This is a genomic window from Arcicella gelida, assembly GCF_034931025.1.
Lineage (GTDB): Bacteria > Bacteroidota > Bacteroidia > Cytophagales > Spirosomataceae > Arcicella > Arcicella gelida.
On sequence record NZ_JAYGIL010000031.1, the window covers coordinates 47,847 to 74,630 of the forward strand.

A 26,784-nucleotide genomic window follows, 5' to 3' on the forward strand; every position below is an offset into this window, starting at 1 on the left:
TGTAAAATCTACTTAGTTTTTACTTTCGAACAATCCTTTCAAAGCAGGTATTTCCATTTGTTGGGTCGGATTAAACGCTTTGCAGTTCAGATATTTTAATAAACTATATTTTAACTGACGAGTAGCAGGACGTTGGTCGATATTGTTAGTTAAATCAATGCTACAAACCATCAATTTGCCTTTGCCTACTTTTGCCTCAAAAGCCAAAGCAAGTCTGCGATTTTCAAACCAAGTATCAATGGGTTGAATACTTGCCTTCAAAGAAGTAGGGAATTCATCCAGAATTATCGCTTGTGAATGACTCATAATGTCTTGCCACTGATAATTGCTAAAAGACTCTGTTGGAAATTCATTGAAAATAGGACTTTTCGGATTACAAGTAATTCCTAAAGTGTGTGGCCCTTGTCCGCTTGTCCAAGCTGTATTCCAGAAAATACTCGAAAAACCAACTTTTACGTCTGCTCCTTTTCCTTTTTTTACTTGATTATAAGCTAACAGTAAAACCGTTTTTCCAGCTTCTAATTGTTGTATAATTTCAGGATTCAGAGACTCGGCAATTAGCACATTTCCAGTAGCAGATGCTACCGAAAGTTTGGAAGGATAAACCCAAAAATCCCAGCTATTTTTAATCTCAGTACCTTCAATACTTAATTTCAAGACCAATTTCTGAGCTTTCGTAAAGACTGTTAACGATTCTTTTAGCTGACCAATGGTTTGTACATTATCAATATCAACTTGTTCTTTGATGAAAAATCCTTTCCGTTGCACTTTACCTGATTCATCCACAATCTGCCACAAAATTTTAGCATTCTTTAACGCCTTTGCTCCGAAATGAGCCATTTCTAAAGTAGCTTCCATATTTTCCTGATTGGTATAAATCAAAGAAGTAAAACGAGCTAACAAAACAGTGGTGTTGCAAAAAGTACGATATTCTTCGGGCGAAGTATAGCCTTTTGATTCCCAAAAAGCATCTAAAGCACCGACCAAAGCCGTTCCTTGTCCAGGGAAATCGTGTAAGCCCAATAACTGAAAACCACCAAAACCGGGAGTACGCAAAGCGGCTTCAATATCAGCTTTATAACAAAGTGTTTGCAAACGCCCAGAAGCATATAGAAAATCTTCTGCTTGATTGCCCATGCCTTTAGCTTCTAAAGTTTCTTTGAAAATCTCAAAATTAGTTGCCTTCAAAACACCCGTATATTTCGATATTTCCTTTAAGTTGGGGTATGCACACCATTGTCCTATTTCGTGACTAATGTAAGGCTGATTGGCTGTGCCACCAGTTCTTTTTCGCCAATCGTAAAATGTGTTGGGTTTTTCTTTGTTGATGATACTGTTCGTCTCTTCGCCCCAACGCTGAATACGGGCATCTGAATGAATATTGAATTGGTTTTCGGGCAAAATTGGCCAACCTGCACCACTGGTATATAAACGACGAGTATCTTTTTGTTTGAAATGCTCAACCCATTTTCCAAGAAAATCATTTTGATTGATTCCCGCAGGTTCGTTGCCGTAAGACATCATGCAAAAAGAAGGATGGTTGCCATAATTTTTTAAAATGCGTTCTGATTCTTTGTAAATAAAATCATCGACTAAACCGCCCGTGCCAACCGCACTTCCTTGATTTGCCCAAAGCGGACTTTCTACATACAAATAAACGCCCAAACTATCTGCGACTTGAAAGGCAACTTCTGGCGGACACCAAGAGTGAAAACGCAAGTGATTGAGTCCATAACTTTTGATGGTGGTGAAGATTTTATTCCAATAAGTACGCTCAGTAGAAGGATAGCCCGTCAATGGAAACCCTGCACAATCTACATCGCCACGCAAGAAAATTGGGCGACCATTGATGGCAATTCGAGAACCAATTGTTGACATTTCACGCATTCCGAAAGTCGATACTTTTTCAGAAACGATTGTTCCTTTTTCATCCACTAATTGCGTTTTTAATTGGTATAAATTAGGTGAAAATTCATCCCAAAGTTCAGGGTTTGGAATGCGATAAGTAGTGCTAAGGTTTGTCGTTTCCGTTGAAAAAGTGACTGCTTCTTCTTGTGCTGGCAAAAGTGTTTTATTTCCTTGCAGACTTTGTACTTGGTAAATCACTTTTCCTTTAAAAGCCTGATTCCTTGTCTGTTTTAAGCCCAAAGCAATCTGTACCGACGAAGAAGAAAGATGGGGAAAAATCTGAATATCTTCGATATTCGTAGAGGCTTTTGCTTCTAAAGAAATCTCCCCAACTATTCCATTCCAATTGGTTTGTGTATGCTCAGTAATGCTTGAAGAATTTGGGCCAATATAGATTTTAATTCTGTTGTCAACACGAATCACAATCTCGTTATTTTTCTCTTTCAAAAGCCCTGTAATATCATATTGATGTGCCGTTACTAAACTATTTTGTGTACCTGCAAACTTGCCATTTACAAAAACACTTGTTTCCCAATGGCAACGTTCTAAGTTCAAAATAACGGTTTTCTTAGCCCAATTTTCAGGAATGGTAATTTTCTTTTTGTACCAAGCAGGAGCAGCAAAATACTTCGTGGATTTCAACCAAAAAGGGATTTTTATATCATTTTGGCGATATTTTGCATATTTTTCAGAGAAATAATAGCTACTATCAATCACATCGCCCGTCCAAGGGGTTTGTAAAGTAATGTCATCGCCTTTGCCATTTTCAGTTAATGAACCGGGCAATTGTACTTTTTCTGAATAGGAAACTTCCCACCAATGTTCTTGCAAACCTTTGTCTTTAGGGTCGAGTTTTAGCTCCCAAGTTCCTGCTAATGAAATTTTCTGTTGGGCAAAAATATCGAAGGAGAAAACCAAAAAAAATCCTAAGATAGATAAACTAATCAGTATTTGTCTTTTATTCATTTTTCTAAAATCTGTATTTTGTTTGATTCAAATATTTCTACAAAACAAGTTATTTCGAGTACTTCAAACCATAGCGGATTCATTTATTTTGATGGATAATTTTATGATTAATATTTTCATCGTAAATTTTTATTATCAAAACTCAATACTTTTAAAGTAGCATTATTCCGAGAAACAATTACCGACTTTTTAGTACTTGAATTACGAATTGAAATGATACTTTTACAATCTCCATCGGTGAAAAAACCTGTTTTCTCTAAAGCCAGTACTTCAAAATTTCCTTTACCATTTCCTTTCAAAACCGTTCCGTAAGAGGCATCATATCGCCCAGCAACAGGTTCTACGCCATAATCATTTCCGATTAAAATCATGTCTAAATTTCCGTCAACATCGAAGTCTTCTATCAAAATATCTTGACAAACTGACCACTGAACTGCATTGGGCAATGTCTTGAATTTAAAGTTATTATTACCCAAATTTTCAAGGTAAATACTCTCTTGAAGAAATACTTTTGTTATCATCGCAGCTTTGCGTTGTTCTTCTGAAAGTACATCGTTCATGGTGGCTTTGGCATACAATGCGTAAGTATTATACTTTGCTTTGAAGAAAGGAATTTGCCGAACAAGCTCGTCTCTGGATGGAATTGGATATTCAACGCCTTTCAAGAAATAAGAAGGAATGGCATCCCAACGACCATTATTATCGTAATCTGCCCCATAAATGGTCAGCGGTTCTTGTTTTGAAAAATGATAGCGATTGTTTGTTCCGAGGTTTCCTACCACAAAATCTATATCACCATCTTTGTCAAAATCAGCGGCTTTAATACAATTCCACAAACCATTTGATGCTGGAAAAGTATTGGTTTCTACCAATTCACCTTGCTTATTTTGAAACAAAGTGATGGGCATACACTCGCCAACGACGATTAAATCTTCCCAAGAATCATGGTCAACATCTGCCCAAATTGCCGAAGTAACCATGCCGATTGTTCGCAAATTAGGAGCAGAATTGTCCGTAATATCTTTAAAATAACCGCCTTCGTTACTCAACAAATAGCTTTCTCCAGCTTTTGGATATTGCAATGGATTTAGCCTTCCTCCTCTGAATATGTCCAAATCTCCGTCATGGTCAAAATCGTTTGCAATTACACAAGAACCACTATGCCCAATGTTAGGCAAGTGGTTCTTTGCCTGTGTAAAACTTCCTTTCCCATTATTCAAGTATAGGCGATCCTGATAATATTCTGAGCCATCGAAGTACTCGTTTGAGCCACTAACGATGTATAAATCCAAATCTTTATCGCTGTCTGCATCAAAAAATAATACGCCAACGTCTTCTTCATTTTTCTCCTGATTTTCTTTGGTTAAGGCAGTTTGTTGAAACTTTCCATTGGGCTTCTGAATGAATAACTTTCCTTCATGCAAGTACGAACCACCCACAAAAAAATCTTCTAAGCCGTCACCATTTACGTCACCAGAAGCCATTTTAGGTCCTTGTTGCGAAAGTTTGTGCATCAATAAAGTTTCCTGATTGTAATCCATATAAGGTTCTTCTTGATGAACAAAACCCTTCATAAAATTAGATTCATCTGAAAAAAGTGTAGTTTTTAGTGTGTTAATAATACTTTGCTTTTTAGCATTTTTATAGTCAGCCAGAAGTGTTTGATTGGCTTTTACATTTCGTAATACTTGTGTTTTCCCGTCAGACCAAAGTACTTGAACTGAATCAATTGTCGGGTTTTCTCCCAAACCAAAATGAACCAAAAAATCACTGGAAGACTGAAAACCTTTAGTAACCGACTGATGAATTTTCTGCAATTTTCCTTGTTGAAAAAGCGTAACATCACTTCCTAAACCAAAAGTATTTTGTGCTGTTCCTTGTAGTTTTACTTTTAAAAAAGCTTTTGTAGGCGTGTTATTTTTTAACAGAAAAGCTTCTTGATTGATGTTGTTCACAACTAAATCTAAATCGCCATCATTGTCAAAATCTGCATAAGCCGCACCATTTGAAAGCGAAGGCAAATCACCAAAAGCATCATTTGAAATATCTTTGAAAGTTAAATCTCCATTGTTGCGAAACAAATAATTTACTTTCTTAAGTGTATTCATTTTCAAAGCTCCTTTTTTCATCAAGTCGTCCACTTCCTTTTTTGAAGTACTTGCCTGAGCCATTTCTGTATTATAACTTACAAAATCTAAATCGGTAATATCTCGTAAATAACCATTGCTGATGAATAAATCTTTTTTCCCATCATTATCAAAATCTGCAAACAAAGGCGACCAACTCCAATCTGTACTATGAACACCTGCCAACTGAGCAATTTCAGAAAAATGCACTTTTCCATCAGGCGTTTTTCCAACATTCAGATGCAACATATTTCGCATAAATTGTGGATGATAGCCCAAAGCCAAACTTTGTTCGTACTGTACATAATTAGCTGGCCCCGCCATTTTTTTACGCTGTTCGTTATCGGCTGGAAGCATATCAACAGACATCAAATCAAATTTTCCATCATTATTAAAATCTGCAACATCGCTCCCCATTGAAAACTGACTATGATGCCCGAAAACCTCTTTGGCTGATTCCGTGAAAGTTCCATCATGATTATTGAGATAGAGTAAATCATTGGAAAGAAAATCGTTGCCTACAAAAATATCTTCCCAACCATCTTCATTTACGTCAGCTATGGATAAACCCAAACTCATTCCATCGTGAAGAATTCCAGCTTTTCGAGAAATGTCCGAGAAAGTGCCATTTCCATTATTTTGAAAAAGTTTATCGGCAGATAATCCACTTCCATCTGAAATGGGAGCAATTAAAGCATTAGGATTTCGGGTAGAATTTGTACTTGTGATGAAAAATAAATCTAAATCATTGTCTTTATCAAAATCAAAAAAAGCGGCTTGGTTACTGAAAGTTGTATCTGCCAAGCCATACTCTTTGGCAGATTCTATGAAACTAATTTTCCCTCCGCTAGAATGATTGATATATAATTGATTAGCTCGCTGAAAAGATGGATAATTTCCTGATTTGCAAACATAAATATCCAAAAGTCCATCGCCATTTACATCCGCCATGGTTACGCCCGTACTCCAACCTCCTTTTTTGATGCCTGCTTTTTCGGAAATATCTTCAAATTTGAAAGCAGATTTTTCTGTACTTCCCAAATTCAAATACAATTTATCGGCTACTTGGTTTCCTGTAAAATACACGTCCGTCAAACCATCATTATTAATATCGCCAACGGCAACACCGCCACCGTTATAGACATAATAATAATCAATCAGATTGAAGGAATCATTTTCAATGACAGTATTCTGAAAAGAAATGCCCGTTTCTGTCGAAGGCATTACTGTAAATAACTTTTCTTTTTCAGGTTGACAAGCACAAAAAAACAAGAGGAAAAGTACCGTTAATCTCTTCATAGAATTGGTTCAAATTAAAACAGAGGTTGAGTAAATATCTCGTCTTCAAAAAACAAAACATTCCAAATCTTGAAGATTTGGAATGTTAAAACTATTATTTTCAATCAAAAACTATTGCCATTCAGGATTTTGCTTCACATTTGGATTTCCTTGAATTTCAATCAATGGAATCGGCAATACATAATCTTTGGCTTTTACAGTTCTTCCTACTTTATAAGTATCAGAATAGCGTTTGATGTAAGCACCAAGATAATCTGGATTTCCGCCAAATTTACTTTTACGACGAAGTTCTGGATAACCTACTTGTTCAAAAGCAAATTCATGAATAATTTCATCAACAATCGCATCTCTCAAAGCCGATTGCGAAAGTCCTTTCAAAGGTTCTAAACCCGCTCTTTCACGCAATTTGTTAATACTGGCAAAAGCATCGCCTTGCCCGCTTTCATTACAAGCTTCCGAATGACCGAGTAAAACATCGGCAAAGCGTAAATAAATGGTATTTCTTTCAGCATTTGTATAAGAAGAAATATTTAATTCCACCAATTTTCCTGACCATGCTTTACTGAAAATTAGCTCAGAAGGATTGTTAGGATTTGCATTCGGGTCAACTAAACCACCAAAACGAGAAAGATTATAATCTGCTTTTTCGCTCCATTTTACCATTGGAAACTCTCCTTTTGAATTTTTAGCAGTACGTCCTGTTGGATACGATTCTATAAAAGTTGCGTCAATTCTTTTGTCGTTACTTTTATAAGACATTCTGAAATCTTTCGTCGCACTTAACCAACTCCAACCAGCACCGCCCAAATCACTTGGAAAATCCTCTGGATTAAAGTGTGCAGAGTGATTCGTATATTCTGCTGAATTTGCTTTGGCAGAAGCTTGTCCTTCAAAGATTCTTTCCCCTTGATTTTTATGACTTATATCAAAATTATTGCCAAAATCTGCATAAAGTGAAAGCCCACTGTTATTGATAATATCTTCAGAAGTAGCTTTTGCTTCTGCCCATTTTTGTCCCCATAATTGAGCCTTCATCAACAAAGTTTTTGCCGCCCATTTGGTTGCTCTACCAGCATCTGCACCTGTATAAGAAGCAGGTAAAACACTGGCTGCTGCACTACAGTCTGCATAGATTTGCTCAAGTACTTTTTGTTTTCCACCGTCATTACTTGGCAAATCGTTGTAGCTCTGGGTTGAAGTAATTTTCAAAGGCGGATTGTCAAAATATCTTACTAATTCATAATAATAAAACCCTCTTAAAAACTGTGCTTCTGCTTTGATACGTTTTAATTTATCTGCATTGGCGGCATCTTGGATTTTATCTGCCGTTTCGATAATATTATTCGCACGGTCGATTGAACGATAACACTGTTGCCAATAAGCGTTGATGTAGTCATCAGAAGCACTGATATTTCCTAAATTATATTGCAATGGACCTTTCTCCCAACCAACTTGATAACCGACCAAACATTCAAACACATAACGATTGTAAAAGTGATTGAACCAATCGCCATTACCCATCGTAAGGTCATCATAAACAGCATTTACGCCTAATTCAAGCTCTTTAGCTGATTGATAAAAAGTACTTGGGTTAATAAAATCTGGATTTTCTTTCAAATCCGAACATCCCGTTGCCGACAGTATCATCGCTGAAGCAAGTATGGATTTTGTATTTTTTATGATGAAATTTCTCATTTCTGTATTGCTAAAATTTTAATTTACAGTAAAATTCAATTTTGACAAAAGCTTAAAATCCAAGATTCAAACCGAACGTAATTGTTCTTGCTCTTGGATAAGCGTCATAGTCATCTCCACGATTCAAATTACTTTGTCCGCCATTGTTTACTTCTGGGTCAAAACCTTTGTATTTGGTAATTAAGAATAAATTTTGTCCGCTAACCGATACTCTTGCCGAACGAATAAATTTGTTGTTTACTGGAATTCTGTATCCCAACGAAATATTTTGCAGACGAATGAAAGAACCATCTTGAATAAAGAATGAAGACTTACGGAATGAAATAAAGTCTCTTCTTCCGTCAATTACTGGACGAGTACCATTTTGGTTTTCTGAACTCCAAGAATCAGTTAGGATATTAGTTAATTGATTGATTTTCTGAACACCATCACCAATTTCTGACTGTTGAAGGTTACGAATTTGGTTACCTTGAACACCTCTGAAAAATACGCCTAAATCAAAGTTTTTGTATTTAAAAGAAGTATTCATACCCCACACAAATTTTGGATTTGGATTACCTATAATTTTGTAGTCATCAGAAGTATATGCTCCATCATTGTTTACGTCAGTGTATTTTGGATAACCTGCTTTGGCTGAGTAACTCGCTCCTTCTGCATCCGTTTTGAATAAACCTGCGTATTCGTAACCACGCCAAACACCAATTGGATTGCCAGCTTCTACCCAACTTCCATCAATACCTAAGTGACCACTTGGGCTGCTTGCAAAGTATGGCGTACTTTTTCCTAAATCAGCAATTTCGTTTCTTACAAATGAAATATTTCCACCAATATCCCATTTAAAATCTCCTTTGTCGATGGCTTTGTAATTGGCTTCAAAGTCAACTCCTTTATTGGTCAATGAACCAGAATTCAACAAAACTGTGCTGAAACCTGTACTTTGTGCGATAGAAACGTAGAGTAATAAATCAGAAGTTTTAGTATTGTACCAGTCAACGGCTAAGTCTAAACGATTATTCAATAATCGAGTATTCAAACCAATATTCAACATCGCTGTTGATTCCCATTTCAAGTCTGGATTCGCAATATTGTTTGCACCATAACCAGCAGCCAATTGTCCACCAAAAATATAATTGAAAGGCACTAAACCAGAAACAGATTGATAAGGAGGAATATTTGAATTACCAGTAATACCATAACTTGCACGAAGTTTTAGGTCATTGATGACTTCCGAAATTTTTGAATTTTTGAAAAATTCTTCGTTAGCAATTTTCCAACCAATCGCTGCCGAAGGGAAAGTTGCCCATTTATTATTCGGACCAAATTTTGAAGAACCATCTCTACGAACCGTAATAGTCAATAAATACTTGTCTAAAGCAGAGTAATTTACTCTTCCGATAAAAGATTCTAAATTCCATTCTTGTCTTCCTGAGTATGGTGTTTGTGGTTTTGCTCCATTTTGTAAATTCATTGAATTGACATCATCTGAAGGCAAACCCCAAGAAGAAGCGGCATCATATTGGTTTACTTCGTGTTGATTGGTATAACCAGCCGTTACGTCAAGATTATGTCCTTTGCTCAAAGTTTTGGTATAAGTCAATAAATTTTCGTTCAATAAATTCGTAAGATTACGATTGAATTTATCTAGCTCACGACCATTCTGACGACCCAAACGAGTAAAACTATTATAGAATGATTTACGATTAGCATTCACCACATCAACCCCGATACTTGTCTTGAATTTCAAACCTTCGAGGATGTTGAACGTTACCCCAGAAGTACCAAAAATACGGTTAGTTACATCTTTGTCATAACCTTGTTTCGCTTCTGCTACTGGATTAATGCTAAAACGACCATCATAACTTGGGTAATTATAATTACCATTTTGGTCATAAATAGAAACAGTTGGATCTAAACCAAGTGCGGTAATAATCAAACCACCAGGGCCACCTCTATCGGTTGGCACATTACTTGATTCCATGTGGCTGTACGACCAGCTATTGCTTAAAGTAGCTTTTCCACCCAAGAAATCATTATCTAAATTCATACGAAATCCATAACGTTTGAAATCTGTACTAATCACAACACCCTGATTATCAAGAATATTTCCACTAAAAGCATATCGCATTCCTTTTGTTCCACCTGCAAATGTCAATTGATGACTTTGGATATTTCCTTGACGAGTAACAGCATCCAACCAGTTTGTACCTGCACCAGCCGCACTAATTTGAGCGGTGCTATAACGACCAGCTCCACCTTGGCTTACTTCCAATTTATTGATATATTTCATGTAGTCGTCCGCACGCATTACTTCAATTTTTCTGGCAATATCTTGCATTGAATATGAAGCATCGTAAGTCAAACGACCTTCCCCTTCTTTACCACGTTTTGTCGTAATCATCACTACTCCATTTGCTCCTCTTGAACCATAAATAGAAGTACCCGAAGCATCTTTCAATACTTCAATTGATTCAATATCATTCGGATTTAGCATCGCCAAAGCATTTGAGGGCTGTCTGTTACCGCCAGTTCCGAGTGCATTATTATCTGGGTAAATTGGTAATCCATCAATTACGTACAAAGGTTCTGAACCACTCAAAATTGAGTTCGGTCCTCTCACTCGCACCGAAAGCCCACCACCCGGAGCAGCCGAAGCTTGCGATACTTGTACCCCCGCTACTCTACCTTGCAAAGCTTGATCTAATGAAGAAACTGGAAATTCCTTAATCACCTCTCCTTTGATACTCGAAACCGAAGCCGTTAAATCACTCTTTTTCACTTGTCCATAACCTACAACCACTACTTCTTCTAAGGCTTGTACATCTACGGAGAGTTCTACATTTACATTAGTTTTATTGCCTATCGCAACTTCTTGAGATTTGAAACCCACAAAGCTAAATACCAATACCGCATTGGCAGGAACATCAATTTTGTAAGTACCGTCTAATGCCGTTGTAGTACCTCTTTTAGACTGTTTTTCAAAAATACTTACTCCTGCAAGCGTTTCATTATTGCTTCCTGTTACTTTTCCAGTAACCGACCTTTGGGCAAAGGTCGAAAACCCTGTGACAGCTAAAAGAATAAAACCATAAGCTATTCTTCTGCTTTTTTGTAATAATTGCTTCATATACAGTTTTATAATAGTTAAATGTTAATTAGAATATTATCGAAATAGTAAAATAAAATATTGAAATATTATAAATTTTACCTTGCAAAATTGATTGAAGTAGAGAAGCAAAACAATGGATATTTATTCAAAAGAATGGATGATATTATTGTTTGTCATATTATTTTTCTAAGTAATTTTATCGTTTTTCAAACAAGTCGAAATAACACAGAAAGTACTTACTACTCTAAAAAAACAGACATTTTTGTATTTTATCAAGATTAAACTCAATTCACGACCTACATTTCGCTAAAAGAATATAATAATTTCTGTTACTTGATGATAGATAATTAACTTATACGATTTTTGGGGAAGCAAAACATAGAGACATAAAAAAAACGACTTTGATTGCTCAAAGTCGTTTTTGTATTCTTTAAAAAAATTTTGGCTTATCTCGGACGACCGCCACCTGCTGCTGGAGTAGCCGCTGGTTGTTGTTGCTGTCCGCCACCGCCATTATCTCCACCGTCTTTCAAGTCATCGTTATTAACAGATTTCTTTCTTTTCTTCGGTGCATCAAAAGTCATTTTTCCAATACGGTAACTGAAGTTAATTTTAAAGTTCATGTTACGTAAAGTATTGGTACTTGTTTGCGAAATCGTTGATGATTCAATGCTGTTATTAATTTTGAATCCACCAGGCGTAAAGAAGTTTTCAGCACCTAAACCAATACTTCCTTTTTTGTTTAAGAAATCTTTCTTCACACTGAAACTATAGATTCCAAAACCACCTTGGCTACCTTGTAATTGTACTTGGCGACCACGGTAGAACGAGAATACTTGTAAACCCCAGCCTTTTGTAAGATTATAACTACCAAACATTCTGAAACTTGCTACCCAACCTTCATTTTTAGCGTTTAAAAGTGGGTTCGGGTTATTATTGTTCAACTTAGCGTAATATACATCTGTTCCTCCACCTAATTGGAATTTATTTGAGATATTAACATTTCCGAATAAATTCATTCCATAAGCATCTTCATTACCGATGTTTTGGTAAGTAGTCAAAAGGAATGGTCTTCCTTGTCCATCTACTTCATTTGTACGAATACTTTGGATAGAACCCGTTGTATTACGCATAAACAATGCAGTAGTCAAGAATGTATTTTTGAAAAACGTATTAACCGTAAATTCATAATTGTTGGTAAACTCTGGCGATAAGTTAGGGTTACCTTCTGTAACATTTGAAGGGTTAGAAGCATTACGGTTCGGGTTCAAGAATTGTAATGATGGTCTTTGAATACGACGATTATAAGCCAATTTCAAAGTAGTTCCACCTTTCAAACTTTTAGAAACATTGACACTTGGCACGAATGTTCCATAACTTGGAATATTAATGTCAGTTTTAGTACCACCTTCAGCTGTTTGAACTGCGTTAATGGTTGTGTATTCGTAACGTCCACCTGCTTTGAAGCTATATTTTTTCTTCGTCGTTAAAGTATAAGAAAAATATGATGCTGCAATATTTTGGTCATAATCTAATGAACCACTATTTCCAATCTGAGTAAAATTACTGTTTACTTGTCTGAAAATTCCTTTTCCACCAAATTCAATCATTTGTGTTTTACCGATTGGTGATTGATAGTCAGCTTGTACAGTAGCTTCTTGATTATAGCTTGGATTGATGTTTGTAATACGACTCAAAGAATCTGGTACGCCACGAATGATGTTTGTAAAATTATTTTTACGGTCGTTACGGCTGTATTGAGCTGACAAACTGAATTCTTGCTGTGGTTTTGCAAAAAGGTGAGTATAGTCAACATTCAAATCTACTGTTCCAGAGTTGTCTTTTGTTTCTACATCACGAATAGAAGAAGTACTTGTGCCATCAGCTCTCTTGATAACAGTAGAAAGAGCATCTTGAAAAGTATTTTGATTTCTTGCACCATAACGAGCAGATGCTGTAATCGAATTCGTTTTGTTGATGTCCCAATCCCAACCTAATTGATATGAGCCAAACAAACCATTGTTTCTAGTCGCTGCACTTTGTGTAGTACTTGTTCCATTCAATGCACCATTGGTTTTTGATAATTGTTCGTTCACAAAATCACCATTTACATTGTAAGTAGCACGACCAAAACCACCTAGTGAAAAACCCATATTGCCTTTTCGGTAGTTTCCGTTCAACGACATATTTCCACCACGAATACCAACGCTGCTATCAAAATTCAAGGTTAAACCTTGTAAAGTATTCTTTTTGGTAATGATATTAATAATCCCTGAAGAACCTTCTGCATCGTATTTAGCAGAAGGAGAAGTAATAACTTCAACCGACTTAATCATATCTGAAGGAATTTGTTTCAAAGCATCTGCCACGCTACTTGCTACAATCGTTGAAGGTTTGTTGTTAATTAAAACCCTAACGTTTTGGCTACCACGAAGCGTAACGTTTCCGTCTAAATCTACCGATAATGAAGGTACTTTTCTTAAAACGTCTGTAGCATCGCCCCCTTTGTTAGTTCCATCTTTTTCAGCATTGTAAACCATTCTGTCAACTTTGTCTTCAATTAAAGAGCGTTGTCCTTCTACGGTAACTTCCTGTAAGACCTCACTTTTTTGACTTAATTTAATCACGCCTAAATCAATGTCATCGTTTTTGTTGACAATCTTCACATCTATTCTCTTAGATTGATAACCCAAGAAAGTAATCGCTAGTACGTAATCGCCAGTGGCTACTTTTACTAAGGTAAATTTACCTTTATCATCGCACACTGTTCCGTCAACTGGTTTGTTGGTTGCTTTTACAATTAATGCTATACTAGCAAACTCAACGGCTTTAGTTGCTGCTGAATCTATAATATAACCAGTAATTTTTGCCGAGCCTTTTGGTGCTGCCTGAGCTGTGCCTGGAAGCGCTGTAGCCTCTTTCGGACGTCCACCACCCATTCCGCCCATTCCACCACCTGGAAACTGAGCAAAAAGATTAGCACCGATAAGACTGATTAACGTTAAGGATAATAATAATTTTTTCATAAATATAATTTTATAATGTTCGCTCTTTTTCTGTAACTAGAAACAAAGTTGGGGTAAATAGTTTATTGTATAAATTAAAAAAGTACAAATGGATTGATTTTGAGATAAAAGGAAAAGCAGGAAAATCAAGCATTAGACAAGGTTACAACACAAAAATGGCATAGTCGTCTCTTAGATTATGACTATTTTCGACCAAATACAGAAGTGTGTCGGTGAATGACAATTATTTTAGGACTCAATTTTAAGAAGTCCTAAATTGTGCTTTTTTTGAAGTGAAGGCAAGCCAAATTGATGCTAAATTAGCCTATTTTCTCACCTTCTTTATGTGGTATTTTATAGTAGATTGAGCGTTACACTCAACAAAATCAATAATTAGGTTGATGAATTTCTTTTCCAGTAATTTTCTGTAAAATTTTTACGGCATGAATTCTTGAATTTTCAATAAATAAAGAATGCGTATTCATTCCTCCACAAATTACACCCGCTAAATAGACATTTGGCAAATTCGTTTCTTGTGTTACTTCATCATAAGTAGGTTTCAAGACTTCATCATTTGACAAAGTAATGCCTATTTTTCGCAAGAAATCTAAATTAGGCTGATAGCCAGTCATGGCAATTACATAATCATTTTTGATGGTAACGATACCTTCTGGCGTTTTGATGTCTATTTCATCTTGACGTACAGCCGCTACTTCTGAATTAAAATAGGCTTTGATAGAACCTTCCTTAATTCTGTTTTCAATATCTGGTTTTGCCCAATACTTTACTCTGCTTCCTATTTCGCTTTGTCTGATAATCATGGTTACTTCCGCTCCTTTTCTCCATGTTTCCAAAGCTGCATCAACGGCTGAATTGTTTGCACCAACAACGGCTACTTTTTGTAAAGCATAAAAATGTGGTTCTTCGTAGTAATGCGTTACTTTGGGTAAATCCTCCCCAACCACATTCATTAAATATGGAATATCATAAAAACCTGTAGCTATAATAATATGCTGAGTTTGATATTCGGCTTTACTTGTTTTCAGTATATAATTGTTCACATCTTCTTCTTGATTACTCTTACTGATTTGTTCAACGCTTTCAAAAAGTTTGATATGTAATTTTCGGTGAATGGCAACTCTGCGATAATACTCTAAAGCTTCTGAACGAGTAGGTTTAGCATTATTAGAAACAAAAGGGACATCTCCAATTTCAAGTCTATCCGGAGTACTAAAAAAAGTCATGTTTGCTGGATAATTATACAGAGAATTCACCAAACAGCCTTTTTCTAAAATTACATAATTTAAACCAGCCGTTTGTGCTTCTAATCCACAAGCCAAACCGATTGGTCCACCGCCAATAATAATCAAATCGTAGTGTTGCATAAATTTTAAATAAACATTTTCTTTGTTGACTAACAAACAAAAGCCCGCAAGAGTTCTGAAACGCTTGCGGGCTTAGTTTTTAATTAAGGTTAAATCTATTCAGCACTTTTTACTGACGAAGCACCAGAAACATCAGATCTAACAGAAGGTTGACCTTTATATCTTACAGAAGAAGCACCACTAGCTTCTACATTCAACGTTTTGCTTGCATTTACTTTAGCAGAACTTGCACCAGAAACTTCCGCATCAACATCTCTTGCTATAAAATTGTAAGAATCAACATTACTTGCACCAGATAAATCAAAGTTTAGTTTAGAGGTTTTACCGTTCAATTTCAACCTAGATGCTCCAGAGCAATCTAAATTTACTTTGTCGGCATTGATATTTACTTCGGCATTGGCAGCACCAGAGAATTTCAAGGTAATATCTTCTAAATCATTAAAACCTGAGATTTTAGATTTTGTAGCACCTGAAAAATCAACTTGTTTTAGATTTGGCATTACAATCGTAAAGCTTACTCTTTTACGATTATTATTATTCCATTTCCAACCTTTTCCATTACGATACTTCACAATCAGCGTACTACCGCTTAATCTTACATCCAAATCTTCAAGGTCTTCCGAACGTTCTGCATCCACTTGTACTTTATAAGTATTTCCGTATTTCACATCAATTACAAAAGCACTTGCCATGTCTAACTTATCGAAACCTTTTAATGAATACTCTTTTGTATTTTGAGCAAACATTACATTAGCAATTCCCAATAAAAAACTCAATAGTAAAGTGTTACGAAAGTAGGTTTTAGTATTCATGTCTTTTTTGTTTAAGTATTCTTTATTGAGATGCAATCTATCGCAGAAAGGTTGCAAAAAGATTGATTTTTTTATGAAAGGTTTTTGATGCTGACCAATCAACGGTTTTTAACCTTAGTCTTTCTCTATAGAACCACCTTCTTGTACCGAACGAGTAACAGCAGGTTCGCCACGATAACGGATTGAGCCTAAGCCTATGGTTTTAGCTTCTAGTTTTTCACGGACATTAATTTCCGCTGAAGCTGTACCTTTTACTTCTAAAGTAGCTGCGACTACATCCAAATCAAATGATTCTAATTTTGATTCATTATCTAGTTTAGCATTCAATCTGTTATAGTTTCCACTAATTTTTAGTTTAGCTCCATTGGCAAGGTCAACAAAAAGTTCTTCTCCATCAAAATTCTTTATTTTACTGGTGCCAACACCACCTTTGATAGCAAAGGCTTTTAATCTTGGCATGGTAATATGAATATCGTAAATGTCACTTGATTTTTGTCCGTCTTTGGCATCAATAACTAATGTTCCGTCAAACACTGTATATTTTAATTTTTCAAGTGCATTTTCACCAGCACTGCTCACTTCAACTTTATACTCATCGCCTTGATTTACCAATACGTTTGATATTCCAGTAAGATTTACTTTTAGACTTTCAAAATCTTTTAATGGTAAGGTCTGAATCGCTACTCCATCAGGAAAATCATTTGACTGGTCATCATCATTGTCAGAATATCTTTTCGGGAAACGGTTTTCGCAAACAATGTCTCCTTCTTTTGTAATTTTCCAAATAGAACCTTTAAATAAATCACCATTACTTTCGTCAAAATATCCCCCATCAAAATCATTATCAACAAAGCTGGCAAATCCACGAGTCATAGAAAATGTCTTTCCATAAGGAATATAGACTTTCATTTTGATTCTTTGGTCACGGAAATGAGCATCTTCTTTGAATTCAAATCTATCGTCAAACTTCAAGATAGAGTCTTTCTGAATGATATTGTAAGTAACAGCCATTGCATTGGTTTCAGCATCTTTTTTGTCAATACCATCTGCTCTAAAGATTTTCTCGATTTTAATAACTGTTCCATCGTAGCCAATTAGTTCTACCGAAGGTTCCCAGTCTTGGTCTAATCCTGTAGTAGTAATATCAAAAATTGGTGTACTTTTATCAAAGTTAAACGTTACATTTTCTTCAATAGAAGCTGTTTTTGCGAAATTCTTGGCATACTTTACTCCTGTGTACATCGTAATTAATAAGCCAATTAAAAATACACCTAACAAACTTTGCCAAGTAATTGGTGTAAATAAATTTCTACGAATTACCAACGAAACCCCTGCACAAGCTACCAAAAAAGCAGGAACTGCCAAGGCTAAAAATCCACCCAAAAACAATATCGGTGAAGCATCACGAGCAATTAAACCTACTGGAAAATGGTCACCGATATACACATTTGCGTTTTCTAAAGCTGTTAATCCTACAAAAAGCGAAAAGAAAAGAGCGATGATAAACACTACGCCACTAAATACCATCATACCACCAACGAAAATACGAGCTATAGAAGCTAAAAATACGGTGATTGGGCCTAAAGCTTTGAATACCTGAGATATTATTCTAAAAGGTAATAATAACAATCTCGTTAATGGTTCTTCAGGTTTATCTTCTGAATGCAAAGTACGTTTGATGTTTGATTCAATATTTTCAAGCGTAATAGGTTCGCCTGACATTTGCATTTTATCGGTTAAAGATTTGGCTTCTGGTGCAATTGCCCAGAGAATCAAGTACAAAACAATACCCGAACCAAAAAGGAAAATACTTAATACAAATACAAAACGGAGCATTCCTAAATCCCAACCTGTATAAGAAGCGATACCACTCACTACTCCACCCATTACTTTTCCGTCTGGATTACGATAGAATTTGCGGATTCTTTCATCTTCTTCTAAAATCGCATTGGCAGGGAAAGCAATCCAACAAGCGATGTACAACACAAAAGTAATTCCGCTTAAAATCCCAGCTGTGATTGGACCAATCCCTAATAAACAAAACAAGAAGGCAAGTCGAATCCAAAGTGGGTCAAAACCCAAATTATGAGCCAAACCGGCACAAACACCGCCCAATAATTTTCTTTTAGTATCACGATAAAGTTTACGGTCACGTGGTTCATATTTGAAGTTTTCAAAATTGCTTGAAGTTTTTTCTTGAGAAGATTCTTGTTTCTTTTCTTCTTTAGTTTCCTCTTTTTTCTGTCCGTTTACTGCGAAATCTTCTTCTTCTTCGATAGCCGCAAAATCAGAAACAGAACCCATAGATGCTATTAAACCTTCTACGTCTTCAATGGTAATTACTTGAGAATCTTCACTTTTATGTTTTGTCCAAAATTTTTCAGCAATTCTGGCTTCAATGTCTGCAACAATTTCTTTTGAACCTTCATAAGAAGCAAAATACTTCTGAATGGATTTCAGGTAGGCATTTAATCGCTCGAAGCCGTCTTCTTCGATATGAAAAACTATGCCTGCAATATTGATTGATATGGTCTTTTTCATGTTTGAATGAATATATGAGTGAAATACCCAGATGCTATTTTAAATATTTGTTTGGCTTTTAAGGGATTGATTTAAACGCCTTCTTCTTCTGACTCTTTATTATGATGATGAAAAGATTCGTGAATAATTTGATTGACAGAAGCTTGTAATTCATTCCAAGTTTCTCCGAATTGTTCAAGGAAAATTTTACCAGTGTCAGTAAGAATATAATATTTTCTTGGCGGACCAGATACCGATTCTACCCATTTGTAATCTAACAGTCCTGAGTTTTTCAACCGAGTAAGCAAAGGATAGAGCGTTCCTTCCACAACCATTATTTTGGCGGAAGTCAGCTCTTCTAGCATATCAGAGGCATATACTTCTCCTCGGGAGATGATGTGCAGGATACAAAATTCTAAAATCCCTTTCCGCATCTGCACTTTGGCATTTTCTAAATCCATATTTTAATTTCTGTTTAAAATCGTTCGTAATTGCTGGTAGTAAATCTTTGTCTATTTGCTTCATCTCTAAAAGCTTATAGCTTAATGTTGAAACAAAGATATAAAAAGGTACTATGCGATGCAAGGTACTATGGTAAAATATTTTTTTATTTAGATAAATGGAGTTAAATAATTACAAATGGTAAAATATTGAAGCCTTAAAAGAGAGAAGAAACTGGGATTGGCACAAAAAAAATTTGGCGAGCCTTATTAAGGTTCGCCAAAATGTATCACTAACACACCAAAATATGGTTTTGAGTTCAAAGAGAAAACTCCTCTTCCTAAAAACCTATTTGAATTTATAGATATTCACGTCAGTCAGTCTGACAAAACGCTACATTAATCTTCGCTTAAAAGAATTAAATAAAAACTATTCTAAATGCTAGTAACAAACTTATAACAATAACTTGTTAATTCAAATTTGAATTATATTTTTCTTATTATACGGTAAAAAACTTTGCGTTTATTATCAATTGTTAATCTTAAAGAACTAATTCTTAGACATCTCTTTTGAGATTTTTTTCCAGCGATTATTACGGCTTGTGATTTAGCCATTTTAAGTAAGGTTTAGACCCAAAAAATACACAAAGTCACAAGTTTAAGCATTTATTGTTTTTCTATTGCTGTAATTTTGTTATCGTGATTCAAAAACCCTCCGCCATAAACATCTTCATATAAAATTTTAAAATGGAAGGATGAATCATTCATAACTTTATAACCCAAATGCAGTGCTAATGTTTGATTGTTTTTCAAAACATATAACTCTTTTTCTTCTCCGATTTTCATAACACTTCCATTTTCTATATCATTAAAATAGTAAGGAAATTTATTAAAATCACTTCCATTAATACGCACCCATTCTGAAGTGAATAATTTAGAAAAAGATTCATATTTTTTTTGCTGATAATAAACTTCTACATTTTTAATAAAGGCCGGACCAACGCCTTTATTATCTACTTCATAATGAAAAACATTATTATCATAAACCCCACCTTCAAACCACAAATAAGGATAAACAGATGCTTTTTGTTGTTCTCTTGACATTTTCAACTGTTCGAGATAAATGAAAATAGAAATTACGCTGGTAAAAATAGCGACAGTACCAACCAGTAATTCAATATTAAGTCTGCGGTTAAAAATTTTCATAAAAAAGGTTTTAGCTTGTATTTCATTTAAAAATTCCCTCCTAAAAATACAGAGTTCATCTGTGATAATCACCAATTCGTCGGAAAACAATTCAGGAAAAGTACTTTTTGAACTTGTTTTGAAGCATCAAATAAACAACACGACGATGAAAACCTTTACTTATCTGTTAATCCTCTATTTCTTATTTATTGCTACTCAAGTATTTTCACAAACATTCGTAACAGGCAAAGTACTTGACGAAAAAGGCAAAGCTTTGCCTGGAGCAAATATTTCTTTGAAAGGCTCTTATGACGGTGCTACTGCCGACGCTGAGGGTAATTTCAAGTTCAATACTGCTGAAAAAGGTGAACAAGTACTTGTTTGTACTTTTGTTGGTTTTGAAACAAGCAACAAAACACTTGTATTGAATCAAGCAAGTATTGAAGTAGTTTTTAAATTGGTTGAAGTAGCGAACGAACTCAATACTGTAACTGTAACGGCTGGTACTTTTGAGGCTTCTGATGAGAAAAAAACTACCTTAATAAAACCTTTAGACATCGTAACTACCGCAGGCGGTGGAGCAGACATTACCCAAACAATGGCTTTGCTAACGCCCGGGTCGCAACGTAATGGAGAATCTACGGGAATGTTTGTCAGAGGTGGTTCGGCACAGGAATCAAAAATTTTAATTGACGGGCTTACTGTTCAGAACGCTTATAACACCGCTTCGCCTGATGTAGCTTCTCGTTCTCGCTTTGCTCCTTTTCAATTCAAAGGATCTGCTTTTTCTACGGGTGGTTATTCGGCACAGTACGGACAGGCATTATCGGCAGTTTTGTTGATGAACACCACCGATTTGCCCACAGAAACCAGTTACACGATAAACGCCAACTTGGCTCAAATATCGACAGCTTATACACATTTGGCGGAAAATCATTCTTTGAGTGGAACGCTTGCTTATAATAATCTTACGCCTTTGTTTAAAGTGTATCCACAAAATATTGATTGGATAAAAATTCCAGAACAAATCAATGCTTCGGCTTCGTATCGTCTAAAACCTTCGGCTGATGCCAATTTCAAAATTGATGCGGTCTATGCGAAAAGTGAATCTGGCATGATGTTTACGAATACTGAACAAAATCTTAGTCTTTCAAAATTTGGCATCAAAAACAATAACCTTTTATTGACAAGTACTTATCAGAAAGCCTTAGACAAAAATGCTGAATGGGTACTTAAATCGGGTGCGTCTTATTCTTATAATCAAGATTTGTTGAGTGTAAATACTGATGCTTTTGAAAAAACCGAACAGCGTTCGCAGTTTAGAGCGGTTTTGGTGAAATCTTTTGAAAATAATTCAAATATACTTTTCGGTACAGAAGGACACATCGCTCAGTATGGTTTAACACTTGAACAAAGTAACAGTGATAAAAAGCAATATCAACTAAGCGATAATTTTGAAGCAATTTTCTCAGAATCTGAATTTTATGTTACTCGCAAATTGGCAGGAAGAATCGGAATCAGAGCCGAACACTCTTCTTTGGCTTCAAGCTTTAATGTTGCTCCAAGATTTTCTTTAGCTTATAAAACAGGTCTTTACTCTCAGGTTTCGGTGGCGGGAGGTAGTTTTTACCAAACACCCGACTATCAATATTTTTATTACAACAAAACATTGGGCTACGAAAAGGCAAATCATGCGGTGCTGAATTATCAATTAATCAAAGATAACCGTACTTTCAGAGTAGAGGCTTATTATAAAAAATATGAAAATTTAGTGCGTGAATATGCCGAACAAGAAAACTATTTTGATACCAATCCACAACGTTTTCCGAACGGCAGAACAGACAACAGTGGAAAAGGTTTTGCACAGGGCATTGATGTATTTTTCAGAGATAATAAATCTTTTAAAAACGGTCAACTTTGGGTAAATTATAGTTTTTGCGATGCAAAACGATTGTCGGGCAATTACTTGACGGAAACACAACCAAGTTTTGTGTCAAACCATAATTTGAATGTGATTTATAAACAGTATATCGCTAAACCGATGATGACGATTTCGGGAACTTATTCTTTCACGAGTGGTCGCCCCCATTACAATCCCAACAATCCTGTTTTCATGTCCGACCGCACACCAAATGTACATAATACCAGTATTTGGCTCAATTACCTGACCAACATTAAAGGCAATTTTATGGTGGTTTACTTCTCAGTTGATAATGTTTTAGGTACGCACAATGTTTATAATTATCGCTACTCTGCGGATGGCAAAACTCGCACAGAAGTAAGACCAGCAGCTTATAGAACCTTTATGATTGGTACTTTTATCACGATTGCAAAGAAACAAGTATTACCAGAAGATATGCGTAAAAACTAAGTACTTCCATACAAGTTATCCGTTATCTGAAAACTGTTAATAGTTTGTCTTTCAATAAGATGTCTAAAAGCATTTGAAAAAATAATTAAGAAAACTGTAATATTTTTCACGCTCAAAAAAAGACAATTCACTCCTTGAAATACTTGGTTCGTCAGAATTCCATTCATTAGCAAATCATATTAAAATACCTTTGATTCATCAAAAAAAAATCATTTAACAATCAAATAAACGACAAAAACATGAAAAATCTATTTATCATTTTTGCAGCAGTTTTAACAATTTTTACCTCAAAAGCTACTGATAACGAACGCTTTAACAAAGCGATGGGCGAAACTTTAGTACAATTTGGACAAGCTAAAGACATAACAACTTACCAAGAAGTAGCCAATAAATTTGAAAGAATTGCCAGTTCGGAATCTGCTGAGTGGCTACCCAATTATTATGCTGGTCTTACTTATACCGTCATGGCGATTCAGCAAAAAAGCGGTAGCGAAATCGACAAGTACTTAGATAAAGCTGATTCATTTATTGAAAAATTAGCACAACAAAAAGTAAGTAATCTGGACGAAGTAGAAGTACTAAAAGCCCAAATTGCGATGATGAGAATTTCGGTAGATGGACAAGCTCGCTACATGAAATTTGGTTCAGCATTCGAGGCGGCGATTGCCAAAGCAAAGAGTATTAACCCCGAAAATCCAAGAGCTTACGCTTTGAAAGCACAAATGATTTTTTATACTCCTGAGCAATTTGGAGGCGGAGCAAAAAATGCTTGTCCTGAAATTCAGAAAGCTTTGGGAAAATTCGCTAACTTCAAAGCAACAAGTCCAATTTATCCGAATTGGGGACAAGAGCAAATCAAAGAAATGGCAAAAGCCTGCAACTAAAATATTTCAAGCATGACGACGTAAAGGTCGTCATGCCTTTTTTATGGGAAAAGAATTAAAATCAAGTTTTTGGGGAAGATTCTGGTTGCTGAGTTTCTTTACCGTGATGGCATTTAATGGTCATATTTACTTCATTGTCGGCATACTCAGAGGGAAAAATCAATACAAAGATTTCATTATCAATATTATTTACAGTAATATTTATGACGCCACCATGATGATTGGCTTGTGTTGGATTTTTATCAGATTCTTTCCGTCAAGTAAATTTCCAATACTCCGCCACAGCATTTTGTCTTTGTGTACTATCGCTTCGGCAATGTTGAAATTCTTTAGCTTTTCTGTTCTTTATCGTTTTTTTCAAGAAAGCGAACCCGTAAGAGTAGCCAATAATACCAGAGATAATTATGATATTTTGTTTATCCTCGGCCCGCTATTGGGTGTAAATGTTATTTATTATTGGTTCACCCACGAACGCACAAGACTTATCAAAATGACGGAACAGGAATACCAATTATTACAACTCAACGACCTAAAAATTCGAGCAGAATTGGAAGCATTGGAGGCGAAAATCAATCCTCACTTTTTGTATAATTCCTTAAATTCTATTGCTTCATTGGTACACGACGACCCCGACAAAGCCGAACACATGGTGCTGAATCTTTCTAAATTCTACCGATACTCCACAGGCAGAAGTCAAGAACATTATGATACTTTAGAGAACGAATTAGAAATTGTAAAAACTTATTTGGAGATTGAAAAAATCCGTTTCGACGAACGTTTGGTTTACTCTGTGGAGTTTGAAGATGATGCTTTTAGAAAGTATAAAATCCCAAGATTTTTGTTGCAGCCAATTATCGAAAACGCCATCAAACACGGCATTTCTAAAATTGCAGGCATTGGGGTAATAAAAATCAGGATTGATAAAGTAGCAGAAAACTTAACTATCAAGATTTTTGATAATGGCGTACCTTTTCCAGATAATATTTTTTCGGGCTATGGTTTGAAGTCGATTCAAGATAAACTTCGCTTACTTTCGGGCGAAACGGCTTCGATGGAATTGAGTAATTCGCCTGAGAAAGTGGTGATTATTACTTTGCCGATTAACTCGGTTTAGCTTTGAGCTTTTTTAAATTAAGGCTCGTTGCTCAAGGCTCACTGCTCATTTACACTCGCTTGGCGTAGTGTTTTACACTACGTCAGAGTGTCAAGCCTTCTTAGAAGGCAACCGTTAGTGGTATATGAGTAAACAACTTGGGACATAATTATAAAATGCGTTGCATTTTTGCAATGTAACATTGCAATACACTCTGACGTAGTGAAACACTACGCCAAGCAAGGGAAAGTGGCTTTAAAACTCAACTTTTCACCTATTTTAAAAACGCCAGTACTATGAATGATTTTGCTTATATCTTCAAATTCAGAAATGGAGGAATTACCCTAAATGGAGCTAAAAGTAAATTCCAAACCCTTTTCCAAACCACTATCAAAGATAAAAATGGAAATGATGTTAATGCTTTATGGTATTGTTTAAAAGATAACTCTATTGATAAAATTACAGGAAATATAACACTGTTAAAAAACTTGTTTTTAGATGCTGGTCAAGATTATGATAAAAGCCCACTTTTTACTAACGAAGATTCTCGCAAAAATTTCTTCATCAATAATATTGTGAATGTAGCAAATAGTAGTTTGTATAGTTTTATTAAAATTCAAAGTGATTTATGATAGTCAGCAAAATATTATACAAAGAAGAATTAAGAATATTTCAATATAACAAAAGGAATGTATTCTTTCTTGAAAAACAGAATGGAAATCTTTGGACAAGATTAGATACTATAACATTGCAACCTGTATGGACGAAGGATTTGACAGGGTTAAACTTGAATGAAAGTGATTTTTATGATGAATATATACTAGATGGGAAAGGGTTATTATTCGATTTAAAGACCAATGAGGTATTTTTATTAAGTAATCAAATTCCTCATTTCAGGTGGATAGCTTCTCCTAGACATGAATATGGAGTGTTTTCAACTTTAGAAGATAATATTTTAAAATCAGGAGTTTATAGTTTACAAAATAAAACCATATTATGGATAAATGAACTTGTTATTAATGGGTTAGGTTTTGGAGTTCATGATAAAAGTAACATTTCATTTTTATTGGTAAGTAAAGATATTAAAGGAAATAACAAAAGTATAATTGCACTTCACTTTCTCACAGGTGAAACCCTTTGGCAACGCAGTTTTAAAGAATTAGAAATCAATAATTTGGATAAATTTATTGGTGATATAAACAATATTCTGATTTGTGCTTGTGGAAAAACAATCTTAGGGCTTGATAAAAATACTGGAGAGGAATTATGGCGAGTAAATCATCATTCCGAGTTAGCCAATGCTGTACTTAACCAAGAGAGTGGCTGTGTTTATTTATTCTATGGCTGGAGTGGTTCAGAGAATAACTTTAGTGAAAATGATAATATCATATTCTTAGAAATTGAGGCTCTGACGGGCAAAGTATTGTATGATGATAGCATTTTTAAACATCCAAACTATATAGAACTTAACGGACTAAGACATTACGAAGGAACTGGAGATTATCCTCGATTTTATAATGCTTTGCAATGGAAACACAAAATCTATTTTCTTATCAATTCATGGCATAGTTCAATGGTCAAGATTATGGAGTTTGATACTGTCAATAAACGGATTTCATATTTAACTGAACAATCTTATGAGGCAAATGCTAATAGTAACTGGTTTATAGCCGAAGGAAAGCTATTTATACAATCCAGAATATCGCAACAAATAGAAAGTGAAGAAAACCCAGACCCATCATATTGGAGCAAGATACATCGTAAATCTCAATTTGATGGAGAACAAATGCACTATCAATACTTTGCCATTTCCAAAGAATCCTATTTAACAATTTTTGATTTAGAAGAGAATTGATAGCTGTGAGCTTCGGAGTCTGTTCATCCAACTGTGTCAGTTTAAAATTAAGTTTATTTTTTTACTTTTACTCAGACACACTTTATTTATGGAGACTCCTGACAATTTTGATTTTGAGACTTTTAAGCAAGAAG

General features: G+C 35.3%; 15 protein-coding genes. 5 read left to right on the plus strand and 10 right to left on the minus strand.

Translation table 11 applies throughout. From position 1 onward, the window contains the following. Positions 1 to 12 precede the first annotated feature (12 nt). The 10 genes from VB776_RS19810 to VB776_RS19855 all read right to left on the minus strand — a co-directional run bounded on the left by VB776_RS19810 (position 13) and on the right by VB776_RS19855 (position 20,468). The gene (locus VB776_RS19810; RefSeq protein ID WP_323698603.1) at positions 13 to 2,874 is read right to left on the minus strand and encodes a sugar-binding domain-containing protein; all 2,862 of its coding nucleotides are present in this window, start codon (positions 2,872 to 2,874) and stop codon (positions 13 to 15) included. 116 nt (positions 2,875 to 2,990) lie between these two features. After that, on the minus strand, positions 2,991 to 6,299 hold the full coding sequence (locus tag VB776_RS19815) for a VCBS repeat-containing protein (RefSeq protein WP_323698604.1): 3,309 nt from the start codon (positions 6,297 to 6,299) through the stop codon (positions 2,991 to 2,993). 111 nt (positions 6,300 to 6,410) lie between these two features. After that, complete coding sequence (locus VB776_RS19820) at positions 6,411 to 7,994, minus strand: RagB/SusD family nutrient uptake outer membrane protein (RefSeq protein ID WP_323698605.1); 1,584 nt, start codon at positions 7,992 to 7,994, stop codon at positions 6,411 to 6,413. A gap of 52 nt (positions 7,995 to 8,046) precedes the next feature. Further along, the gene (locus VB776_RS19825; protein ID WP_323698606.1) at positions 8,047 to 11,118 is read right to left on the minus strand and encodes a SusC/RagA family TonB-linked outer membrane protein; all 3,072 of its coding nucleotides are present in this window, start codon (positions 11,116 to 11,118) and stop codon (positions 8,047 to 8,049) included. A gap of 428 nt (positions 11,119 to 11,546) precedes the next feature. After that, entirely contained in the window at positions 11,547 to 14,126 is a 2,580-nt protein-coding gene (locus tag VB776_RS19830; protein WP_323698607.1) for a TonB-dependent receptor domain-containing protein, read from the minus strand. Between the two features lie 365 nt (positions 14,127 to 14,491). Next, positions 14,492 to 15,490 carry a YpdA family putative bacillithiol disulfide reductase gene (locus VB776_RS19835; protein ID WP_323698608.1) on the minus strand — a complete coding sequence of 333 codons (999 nt, stop codon included), beginning with the start codon at positions 15,488 to 15,490 and terminating at the stop codon, positions 14,492 to 14,494. A 95-nt stretch (positions 15,491 to 15,585) separates the two neighbouring features. Beyond that, a complete protein-coding gene (locus tag VB776_RS19840) occupies positions 15,586 to 16,302 on the minus strand; it encodes a head GIN domain-containing protein (protein ID WP_323698609.1) in 717 nt (238 codons plus the stop codon). Positions 16,303 to 16,416: 114 nt separating this feature from the next. Beyond that, positions 16,417 to 18,843 (minus strand): PspC domain-containing protein, encoded by a 2,427-nt coding sequence (locus VB776_RS19845; protein ID WP_323698610.1) that lies wholly within the window; start codon positions 18,841 to 18,843, stop codon positions 16,417 to 16,419. A gap of 71 nt (positions 18,844 to 18,914) precedes the next feature. After that, positions 18,915 to 19,283, minus strand: coding sequence for a PadR family transcriptional regulator (locus tag VB776_RS19850; protein ID WP_184136936.1), 369 nt, complete (start codon positions 19,281 to 19,283; stop codon positions 18,915 to 18,917). A gap of 645 nt (positions 19,284 to 19,928) precedes the next feature. Further along, positions 19,929 to 20,468 (minus strand): hypothetical protein, encoded by a 540-nt coding sequence (locus VB776_RS19855; protein WP_323698611.1) that lies wholly within the window; start codon positions 20,466 to 20,468, stop codon positions 19,929 to 19,931. A 145-nt stretch (positions 20,469 to 20,613) separates the two neighbouring features. Here VB776_RS19855 and VB776_RS19860 point away from each other — a divergent pair, with 145 nt between their 5' ends. The 5 genes from VB776_RS19860 to VB776_RS19880 all read left to right on the plus strand — a co-directional run bounded on the left by VB776_RS19860 (position 20,614) and on the right by VB776_RS19880 (position 26,650). Further along, positions 20,614 to 22,818, plus strand: a complete 2,205-nt coding sequence (locus tag VB776_RS19860) for a TonB-dependent receptor (RefSeq protein WP_323698612.1) — start codon at positions 20,614 to 20,616, stop codon at positions 22,816 to 22,818. Between the two features lie 239 nt (positions 22,819 to 23,057). After that, entirely contained in the window at positions 23,058 to 23,702 is a 645-nt protein-coding gene (locus tag VB776_RS19865) for a hypothetical protein (protein WP_323698613.1), read from the plus strand. Positions 23,703 to 23,745: 43 nt separating this feature from the next. Next, positions 23,746 to 24,816 (plus strand): sensor histidine kinase, encoded by a 1,071-nt coding sequence (locus VB776_RS19870; protein ID WP_323698614.1) that lies wholly within the window; start codon positions 23,746 to 23,748, stop codon positions 24,814 to 24,816. Positions 24,817 to 25,091: 275 nt separating this feature from the next. Next, entirely contained in the window at positions 25,092 to 25,427 is a 336-nt protein-coding gene (locus tag VB776_RS19875) for a hypothetical protein (protein WP_323698615.1), read from the plus strand. After that, the gene (locus VB776_RS19880; RefSeq protein ID WP_323698616.1) at positions 25,424 to 26,650 is read left to right on the plus strand and encodes a hypothetical protein; all 1,227 of its coding nucleotides are present in this window, start codon (positions 25,424 to 25,426) and stop codon (positions 26,648 to 26,650) included. Before VB776_RS19875 ends, VB776_RS19880 begins: the two co-directional genes overlap by 4 nt. Positions 26,651 to 26,784 lie beyond the last annotated feature (134 nt).

Bases quoted from the DNA above. Each gene is read 5' to 3' on its own strand.
- VB776_RS19830 (WP_323698607.1), bottom strand. From the start codon at position 14,126: ATGAAAAAATTATTATTATCCTTAACGTTAATCAGTCTTATCGGTGCT.
- VB776_RS19825 (WP_323698606.1), bottom strand. From the start codon at position 11,118: ATGAAGCAATTATTACAAAAAAGCAGAAGAATAGCTTATGGTTTTATT.
- VB776_RS19815 (WP_323698604.1), bottom strand. From the start codon at position 6,299: ATGAAGAGATTAACGGTACTTTTCCTCTTGTTTTTTTGTGCTTGTCAA.
- VB776_RS19810 (WP_323698603.1), bottom strand. From the start codon at position 2,874: ATGAATAAAAGACAAATACTGATTAGTTTATCTATCTTAGGATTTTTT.
- VB776_RS19865 (WP_323698613.1), top strand. From the start codon at position 23,058: ATGAAAAATCTATTTATCATTTTTGCAGCAGTTTTAACAATTTTTACC.
- VB776_RS19840 (WP_323698609.1), bottom strand. From the start codon at position 16,302: ATGAATACTAAAACCTACTTTCGTAACACTTTACTATTGAGTTTTTTA.
- VB776_RS19835 (WP_323698608.1), bottom strand. From the start codon at position 15,490: ATGCAACACTACGATTTGATTATTATTGGCGGTGGACCAATCGGTTTG.
- VB776_RS19860 (WP_323698612.1), top strand. From the start codon at position 20,614: ATGAAAACCTTTACTTATCTGTTAATCCTCTATTTCTTATTTATTGCT.
- VB776_RS19845 (WP_323698610.1), bottom strand. From the start codon at position 18,843: ATGAAAAAGACCATATCAATCAATATTGCAGGCATAGTTTTTCATATC.
- VB776_RS19880 (WP_323698616.1), top strand. From the start codon at position 25,424: ATGATAGTCAGCAAAATATTATACAAAGAAGAATTAAGAATATTTCAA.
- VB776_RS19855 (WP_323698611.1), bottom strand. From the start codon at position 20,468: ATGAAAATTTTTAACCGCAGACTTAATATTGAATTACTGGTTGGTACT.
- VB776_RS19875 (WP_323698615.1), top strand. From the start codon at position 25,092: ATGAATGATTTTGCTTATATCTTCAAATTCAGAAATGGAGGAATTACC.
- VB776_RS19870 (WP_323698614.1), top strand. From the start codon at position 23,746: ATGGGAAAAGAATTAAAATCAAGTTTTTGGGGAAGATTCTGGTTGCTG.
- VB776_RS19820 (WP_323698605.1), bottom strand. From the start codon at position 7,994: ATGAGAAATTTCATCATAAAAAATACAAAATCCATACTTGCTTCAGCG.
- VB776_RS19850 (WP_184136936.1), bottom strand. From the start codon at position 19,283: ATGGATTTAGAAAATGCCAAAGTGCAGATGCGGAAAGGGATTTTAGAA.